The organism is Bradyrhizobium sp. LeoA1Lang (assembly GCF_055413685.1).
In genome coordinates, this window is the sequence record NZ_JBVAPG010000253.1 from 1 (window position 1) to 7,974 (window position 7,974).

A 7,974-nucleotide genomic window follows, 5' to 3' on the forward strand; every position below is an offset into this window, starting at 1 on the left:
ATACATCAACCCCCACAACAAAGAGTAGGACAACGGCCAGACCTACCGGGTTGGCCCCCTTCCCCGAACTGCGATCGGCGCCTTCATCGAAGAGGTGTACAATCGTCAACGGCTGCACTCGGCTCTGGCTTACCAGCCGCCAGCCGAGTTCGAAGCAAATTTACCAGGTGGGGGGGCTGCTGCGCAGCAGCCCCGCAACCTGGCCCTAACCCATCAACCCGCCCTGCCGCCTCAAGCGCCGGGCTCCTGTCCCTGATTATCCTGTCTCACTACAGGGGTGCAGTTCATCACGAGCGGTCCCGGGTTACGCTGTCGCTCCACCCGGGCTACGGCAGTCCCCGCAAGAGCGGGGCGAGGGAGAACCTCAAAACGCCGGGAGCTTGCTGATGGAAACGTCGATTGCGCCTTCGGTTTCCACGATTACGCGCAGCGTCTTGGAATCGAAGGCGATGCCGGCGAGTCGCAGGCTCGTGATCTCGGTCGAAACCTTCACGCCGTCGTCGTTCTTCTGGTAATCGGCGATCGCGGCGGCGAGCTTCTCGCGGGCGTTGCTCGCGAACGGCTTCAGGTCGACGGTCATCTTCTCCGCGAGTGCCCGCTGCAACTGTGGCACCGCAGCGCGCGCCGCAGCACCCAGCAGGCCGAAAGCGGCCTCGGATTCGACCGCCAGCTCGATATCGGTCAGCCGCACGATCTGCTGCGCCTGGTCCAGCACCGGCCGTCCCCAGATGTGCACGGTGGCCTCAGCGCCGAAGCCGAAGAAGCTCTTCTTCTCCTTTGCGTTCACCAACAGCGAGACCAGAAGGCGATCGCCGGAGGCCGCCACGCTCGCGTGCTTCACCGTGACGTCAACCGGACCGGAGCCATCCTCCGGGAAGGTCTTGCCGGCGAGCTGCGCCTCCAGGAGTTTTGTCAGCGACACAAAGGACATGTCGACGGGCATGCCGATGCTGACATGGCCCGGCGTCTGCGGTCCGATCAGGATCGTCGCCGGGAACGGGCAGTCTGGCTTGGTCGGCGCCTCCGTGATCCGGGTCTCGGCTTCGATGCCGAGCGTCAGCGTCACCGCGGACGCGTCGACACGCGGCTGCGCCGCCAGCGCACGGATCGGGCGAAGCTCCAGCCACAATGGCGGCATGTTTGGGACGGCACCCGCGCCCTGCAGCGGGATCGAGCGGCAGGCTTTCGCCCATTGCGCGCGCGCATTCTGCTCGAAGGTCGGATCGTTGCGCATCTTCGTCTGCACGGCGGTCAACTGGTCGGCGACGGTCTTGTCGATCAGCGGCTTGACCTGCGCCGGCACGTTGACGCGGACGCCTGCGACCGACAGGCCGGTGTCGCCGAGATTGACCTGCGCCTGGAGATTCGGCTCGATGCGCCAGGCCGCGGCCAGCCGGGGGCGCGAGGTCACGACCACATTGCCTTTGATCTCGGCGTTAGCATTGATCTGCTTGATGTTGATGTCACCGATCTGCTTGGCGGCATTGGCGCCGAGCAGGCTGCCGAGCACATCGCCGATCGCGCCCGTCGCCTTCGCCGACAGCGAGCCCGTGACGTTCAGCGCACCCGTCAGCGGCGTGGAGAGCGACAGTACGTCCTCCGCTCCGGTCGCCACGATTGGCCCACGCGAGGCGGTCCAGCCGATATCGGCATTCTGCAGGATCTGCGGCACCGGATTGTCGGCCTTGCCGTTGAAATTCTTCGGCGTGCCCCGGTCGGCGACGTCGCGGATCGCCGACAGCGCAACCGCGACCGGTGCCATCACCACCGAGCTGCGCGGCGCCGGTGGCAGCGGCGGCAATTCGGCCAGCGGCGGTGCCGGTACCGCGGCGTGCGGCGACAGCCAGTCCATGGCCTTCAGGCTGATCAGGAACGACGCCGCAATCACCGCGACGCCAATCAGTATCATCTTCGAACGCATCGGCAGACGCATCATCCCCCTCGGATCGAGAAGCCCCCGATTCGCTTATTATAGGGAAGGGAAAAGATGCACCAGTGCGGCGGATCGGTGTCCGCGCCGCGGCGCTTCTGGGCCGGGCGCTGTTTGGTTGAACATAGCCTGTGCGTAGCCCGGGTGAAGCGTCAGCGTAACCCGGGACCAGCGGCAAACGTTGATGCAGATGTCCCGGGTTACGCGTTCGCTCCACCCGGGCTACGAGAGCCCGCGAAATGAAAACGGCCCCGGCCAATGCCGGAGCCGCTCTTGAATCCAGTCTTTCGATGCTTACCGCACGGTCGTACCGAGATCGGCGCGGCGGTCGGTCATCGGCAGCACGATCACCTTGGTTCCGACGTTGACCCGGGAATAGAGGTCGATCACGTCTTCGTTGATGAGCCGCAGGCAGCCGGAGGAAACGTGGGTGCCGATCGTCTCCGGCGCATTGGTGCCGTGGATGCGATAGACGGTGCCGCCGAGATACATGGCGCGGGCGCCGAGCGGGTTGCCGGGACCGCCGGCCATGTGGCGCGGCAGATAGGGCTGGCGGGCAATCATTTCCGGCGGAGGGGTCCAATCCGGCCATTCCGCCTTCTTGGTGATGGTCTGGACGCCGGACCAGGTGAAGCCGTCGCGACCGACGCCGATGCCATAGCGGAGCGCCTGGCCGTTCCCGAGCACATAATAGAGATAGGTGTGCGGGGTATCGATGATGATCGTGCCGGGCGCTTCACGCGTCGCGTAATTGACGACCTGGCGGCGCAGGCGCGCGGGCAGTTCGAACCGGCCCTCGCCCTGGGGCGGCGCAGCCTCGACGGAGGGCGGCGGGGCAGCTTCGGTCGGCGGCGTCATGAGGAACGGGAAGAACGGCAGCGGAGCGGCCGAGCTCGATGTGGAAAAACCAATGGTGCCGATCGCCAGCGCGCCCAATGCGGCGGCGGCAAGACGCGAGTTTCGCTTAATGGAATTAAACATTGTCGACCCCTGTCTGACTACACCCTGTGGCGCCGTTTGCGGTGTGGCGCCTCGTTGACGCCATCCAGTACAGGTCAAGCGTTTCGGGACGTTTGCACGAAATCGCCAAAATGGTTTCGTGGGGGTAAGGATTTGTTTCGTTAAGATTTCGTCGCCGCCTTTCGTCGCTGCCCGCGGGTTGCCCAACCTACGTTCTTGACTCGCCGTTTGCGTCGCGGGCAAACTGTTGGTCCAATTAAAAGAAAAACAAACGCATCAGGCAGAAAAGGCCTGTTGCGGCAGGGAGTTTAGAAATGAAGCCATTCTTGAAATGGCTCGCAGCCGCGAGCATTCTCGGTCTCGGTATTTCCGCCCAAACCGCTTTAGCCCAGCAGCCCATCCGTATAGGTGTGCCGACCTCCATCCAGCTCCAGGTCGGGCGCGACACCCAGAATGCAGCGAAGCTGGCGGCCGACGAGATCAACGCCAAGGGCGGCATGCTCGGCCGCAAGCTTGAGATCGTCGTCGCCGACGAGACCGAGAACCCCGAGCAGGGGATCGCCGCGATCAAGAAGCTCACCGCCGACGACAAGGTGGACGTGCTGATCGGCGGCTACACCTCCGGCGTCACGCTGGCGCAATTGCCGCACATCTCCCGCGCCAAGACCATCTATATCGGCGTCGGCGCTGCATCGCCCGCGATCACCGCGAAGGTGAAGGCCGACTACGACAATTACAAATATATTTTCCGGGCCTTCCCGATCAACGCGGCGCACCAGGCCCGCGCGCTTGTCGACTTCATCAACGGCAAGCTCAAGGACGACATGAAGTTCACCAAGATCGCGATCGTCGGCGAGAACGCGAAATGGGTGCAGGATCTGGTGCCGATCCTCAAGAAGGGCGCGATCGAGGGCGGCTCCGACGTGAAGCTCGCCGAATTCTTCGACACCTCGACCTCGGACTTCTCGCCGCTGTTTGCCAAGGTCAAGGACAGCGGCGCGCAATACCTGATCGTGATCCTGTCGCACGCCTCGTCGGACGTGTTCGTCAAGCAGTGGCATGACGCGCAGGTTCCGATTCCGATCGGCGGCATCGACGTCAAGAGTCAGGACGCCGACTTCTTCACCCGCGTCGGCGGCAAGGCCAACAGCGAAACGGTGGGCATGTTCGCGATCCGTGCGCCGCTGACGCCGAAGACCATTCCGTTCTGGGATGAGTTCGTCAAACGCTACGGCACCGCGCCTGTCTACACCGGCATCGGCGCCTATGACGCGGTCTACGTCTATGCCGACGCGGTTGCCCGCGCCAAGTCGACTGAAGCCGACGCCGTCATCAAGGAGCTCGAGAAGACCGACCATGTCGGCATCGCCGGCAAGCTGGTGTTCGATGAGCTGCATGACGTCAAGACCGGCCCCGGCCTGCAGAATCTGCTGTTCGTGCAGTGGCAGCCGAATGGCGAGCGCGTCGTGGTCTGGCCAAAGGAATCGGCCACCGGCAAGATGATCGCTCCGCCCTGGATGAGCAACTGATCGCGTCTGTTCTCGCTGGTCGATCGGCCCACCTGGTGTGGCCGGTCGACCAGGGCTTCGGTTCTGATTGGATCAGAACCGAAGCCCTGGACTCTTATTTTGACGCGTTTTCTTCACGCGAACCGGTACCCACTTCGCTCGAAAACGCTCCAACGCGGCGACGCGCGCTCTCGCGACCTTCGACAGGGATAGCATGCTTGAAATTCTGATCTATGGCGCGGTGTCGAGCGCGATCTATGCCATGCTCGCGGTCGGCTTTACGCTGATCTTCGGTGTGGCGCGGATTCTCAACCTCGCGCATGGCGCGTTCTACGCGCTCGGCGCCTATGCGGCCTACGTCTTCACCGGCCTGTTGCATTGGCCGTTGTTCCTCGCAGCACCGCTCGCGGTGCTTTTCGTCGCGCTGTTCGGCGTGTTGATGGAGCGGTTCCTGGTCCGTCCGCTGCGCTATTCGCAGCTTGCGGTGCTGATGATCACGCTCTCGGTGTCGCTCGCGGTCGAGCAGGGGCTGTTCATCACCTTCGGTTCCGAATACCGCAATGTGCCGTCCTTCGTGGCGGACAAGATTTCCATCGGCGGCGTCGACATCGGCGGACAGCGTCTGCTCGCACTGATCGCCGGCGTGCTGGTGCTCCTTCTATTGTGGCTGTTCATCCAGCGCACGCGGCTTGGGGCTGCGATCCTCGCGGTGTCGCAGGATCCGGAGGCGGCGCAATATATGGGCATTCCCACCAACCGCATCTTCTCGGTCGTGATGGCGATCTCGGCCGGCACCGCGGCGCTCGCGGGCGTCCTGGTCTCGCCCTTCCTCACGGTGCAGCCGACCATGGGACTGCTGCCGATGGTGAAGGCGTTCGCCATCGTCATCGTCGGCGGGCTCGGATCGATCCCGGGCAGCATCCTAGCCGCGCTCCTGCTCGGCTATTCCGAGACCATCGTCGCCTACCTCATTTCGTCCTCGTGGACCGAATTGGTGTCGCTGGTCGCTGTGGTCACGACATTGATGATCAAGCCGTCCGGATTGCTCGGCCGGCGGGCGGCGTTCTGATGAAGCAGCTTTCTATCGTCGACCTTTCCGGAGCCGTCGTCGTTGTGGCGTTGCTGGCGCTCGCGCCGGTGCTGCTCAACAGCAACTATTTCACCGGCGTCCTCACCGTCTGTGTGATCTACGCAATCTGGGCGGCGAGCTGGGACTTCATGTCCGGGCTCACCGGCCGCGAGAATTTCGGGCACTCGCTGTTCATCGGCGCCGGCGCCTATACCGCCGGCTTCCTCGCCACCGCCTGGTACGCCAATCCCTGGTACAGCCTGCCGACGGCGGTGGTGGTCGCGGTCGCCTTCAGCCTGATCGTCGGCTTCCCGACGCTGCGGCTGCGCGGGCCATATTTCGCGCTCGCCATGCTGTCGGCCTCCGCCATCATGCAGCGGCTCTGCCTGATCTTCTGGGAGTATAGCGGCGGCGAGGAAGGGCTCTACGGCCTCGATCCGCTGATCCAGTCGCCGCTGTACTACTACTGGTTCGTGCTGGCGATCCTGGTCGCGGCAGTCGCAATCCTCACCGCGCTGGCGCAATCGCATTGGGGGCTGTTGCTCCGCGCGATCCGCGGCGATGAGGCGACCTGCCAGGCCGCCGGCATCAACGTCACCTTCTACAAGATCGCCTCGCTGACGATCAGCGCGGCCTTCGCCGGCCTCGGCGGCGCGCTCTACGCGCATTACCAGTTGCAGGTCAGCCCGCCGTTGTTCTCCGTCGTGGTGTCGATCACGGTGATCATCATGGTCTATGTCGGCGGCATCGGCTCGATCTATGGGCCGGCGCTTGGCGCAATCATGCTGACGCTGTTGACCGAGCTCCTGCGCTCGTTCGGCGAATACCGGCTATGGGTCTATACGCTGACCTTGATGCTGATCCTGTTCTTCCTGCCCAACGGGCTGATCGCACCGCTGTGGCGGCGGCTGACGGAGCGCTTCCGATGAGCGCCATCCTTGAGGTGAAGGACCTCTCCAAGCGCTTCGGCGGCCTCACGGCAACGAAGAACGTCAGCTTCTCGCTCGAGCCAGGCGAGCTCACCGGTATTCTCGGACCGAACGGCGCCGGCAAGACCACGCTGTTCAACCTGCTGACCGGGTTCATCGCCGCCGACACCGGCAGCATCCTGTTCGAAGGGCAGGAGTTGCGGGGATTGGCGCCGCACAAGATCGTCAACCGCGGCGTCGCTCGCACCTTCCAGCTTACGCGTCCCTTCCTCGGTATGACGGTGCTGGAGAACGTCGTGGTCGCCTGCTTGTCGCCGCGGGCACGCGACGCGCACGACAAGGAGGCTCGTGCGCAGGAGCTGCTCGACCAGGTTGGGCTCGGCGTCAAGGCGCGCGAGCCGGTCGAGACGCTGCCCTATGGCGACCTGCGGCGACTGGAGATCGCGCGTGCGCTCGCCACCAAGCCGGACCTCTTGCTGCTCGACGAACCCTTCGCGGGGCTCGGCAGCAGCGAGATCGAGCCGCTGGCGCAACTGATCAAGCGGCTGCACCGCGAGCAGAAGCTTACGATCCTTCTGATCGAGCACAAGCTGCGCGAATTCATGGCGCTGGTCTCGCGTGTGATTGCGATCGATTTCGGCGAGATCATCGCGATCGCACCGCCGGCCGAGATCGTGCGCGACCCGCGCGTGATCGAGGCCTATATCGGGAAAACGGAGGCCGCGCATGCCTCTGCTTGAAGTCGCAGATCTCAGCGTCCGCTACGGCAAGGCGCTGGCCGTCGAGCAGGTCAGCGTCACCGTGGACAAGGGCGAGCTGGTCGGCGTGCTCGGCCCGAACGGCGCCGGCAAGACCACGCTGTTGAAAGCGATCTCCCGCGCGATTCAGTCGACCGGCACGCTGAAATTCAAGGGCGAGACGCTGGAGCGGCTGCCGCCCTATGACGTCGTCGCCCGCGGCATCTGCCACTGCCCGGAAGGGCGGCGGCTGTTCCCCGAATTGTCTGTCCTGAAGAACCTGCAGCTCGGTGCCTATCTCAGGAGCAACAAGGCCGAGATCGCCGAAGACCTCGAACGCGTGTTCGCGCTGTTCCCGGTCCTGAAGGAACGCCGGCAGCAGCAGTCGAGCACGCTGTCGGGCGGCGAGCAGCAGATGGTGGCGATCGGCCGCGCCATGATGGGCCGCCCCGAATTGCTGTTGCTTGACGAGCCTTCGGTCGGCATCGCGCCGCGGCTGAAGGGTCTGATCTTCGACGCCATCGAGAAGATCAGGAAGGACGGCACCGCGATCCTGATCGTCGAGCAGGACGCCACCGCGACCTTGCGTATCGCCGACCGTGTTTACGTGCTCGAGCACGGCCGCACGGTGCGTGAGGGCCGCGCGAGGGACCTCGCCGGCGACGAATATATCCGGCAGGTCTATCTGGGTGTTTGAGCCCGTAGCCCGGGTTACGCTTCGAGACTGGGCAAGAATCTTGGCTGATAGGGCGATGCGTGTACGATTCGGTTATGCCGAATCATAGGTTCAAGACCGGCGTTAGCCGGGATCAGTCGAGTTTTCTTCCGGCGCGTGTTGAAG

At 64.1% G+C, this 7,974-nt stretch carries 7 protein-coding genes; 5 read left to right on the top strand and 2 right to left on the bottom strand.

The annotated features are described in order from the left end of the window. Positions 1 to 364: 364 nt before the first annotated feature. Together ACZYOF_RS40690 and ACZYOF_RS40695 are read right to left on the bottom strand one after the other, a co-directional pair. Complete coding sequence (locus ACZYOF_RS40690) at positions 365 to 1,933, bottom strand: DUF4403 family protein (RefSeq protein WP_463719268.1); 1,569 nt, start codon at positions 1,931 to 1,933, stop codon at positions 365 to 367. Positions 1,934 to 2,224: 291 nt separating this feature from the next. Beyond that, entirely contained in the window at positions 2,225 to 2,911 is a 687-nt protein-coding gene (locus tag ACZYOF_RS40695) for a L,D-transpeptidase (protein WP_463719269.1), read from the bottom strand. Between the two features lie 293 nt (positions 2,912 to 3,204). Here ACZYOF_RS40695 and ACZYOF_RS40700 point away from each other — a divergent pair, with 293 nt between their 5' ends. The 5 genes from ACZYOF_RS40700 (at position 3,205) to ACZYOF_RS40720 (ending at position 7,830) form a co-directional block, all read left to right on the top strand. Further along, positions 3,205 to 4,419, top strand: a complete 1,215-nt coding sequence (locus ACZYOF_RS40700; protein WP_463719270.1) for an ABC transporter substrate-binding protein — start codon at positions 3,205 to 3,207, stop codon at positions 4,417 to 4,419. A gap of 193 nt (positions 4,420 to 4,612) precedes the next feature. After that, a complete protein-coding gene (locus tag ACZYOF_RS40705; RefSeq protein WP_463719271.1) occupies positions 4,613 to 5,467 on the top strand; it encodes a branched-chain amino acid ABC transporter permease in 855 nt (284 codons plus the stop codon). Next, positions 5,467 to 6,396: a branched-chain amino acid ABC transporter permease gene (locus tag ACZYOF_RS40710; protein ID WP_463719272.1), complete on the top strand. Its 930-nt coding sequence runs from the start codon at positions 5,467 to 5,469 to the stop codon at positions 6,394 to 6,396. The genes ACZYOF_RS40705 and ACZYOF_RS40710 overlap by 1 nt, the downstream gene beginning before the upstream one ends. After that, complete coding sequence (locus ACZYOF_RS40715) at positions 6,393 to 7,136, top strand: ABC transporter ATP-binding protein (protein WP_463719273.1); 744 nt, start codon at positions 6,393 to 6,395, stop codon at positions 7,134 to 7,136. Before ACZYOF_RS40710 ends, ACZYOF_RS40715 begins: the two co-directional genes overlap by 4 nt. Further along, positions 7,123 to 7,830 (top strand): ABC transporter ATP-binding protein, encoded by a 708-nt coding sequence (locus ACZYOF_RS40720; protein ID WP_463719274.1) that lies wholly within the window; start codon positions 7,123 to 7,125, stop codon positions 7,828 to 7,830. Before ACZYOF_RS40715 ends, ACZYOF_RS40720 begins: the two co-directional genes overlap by 14 nt. The last annotated feature ends 144 nt before the right edge of the window (positions 7,831 to 7,974 follow it).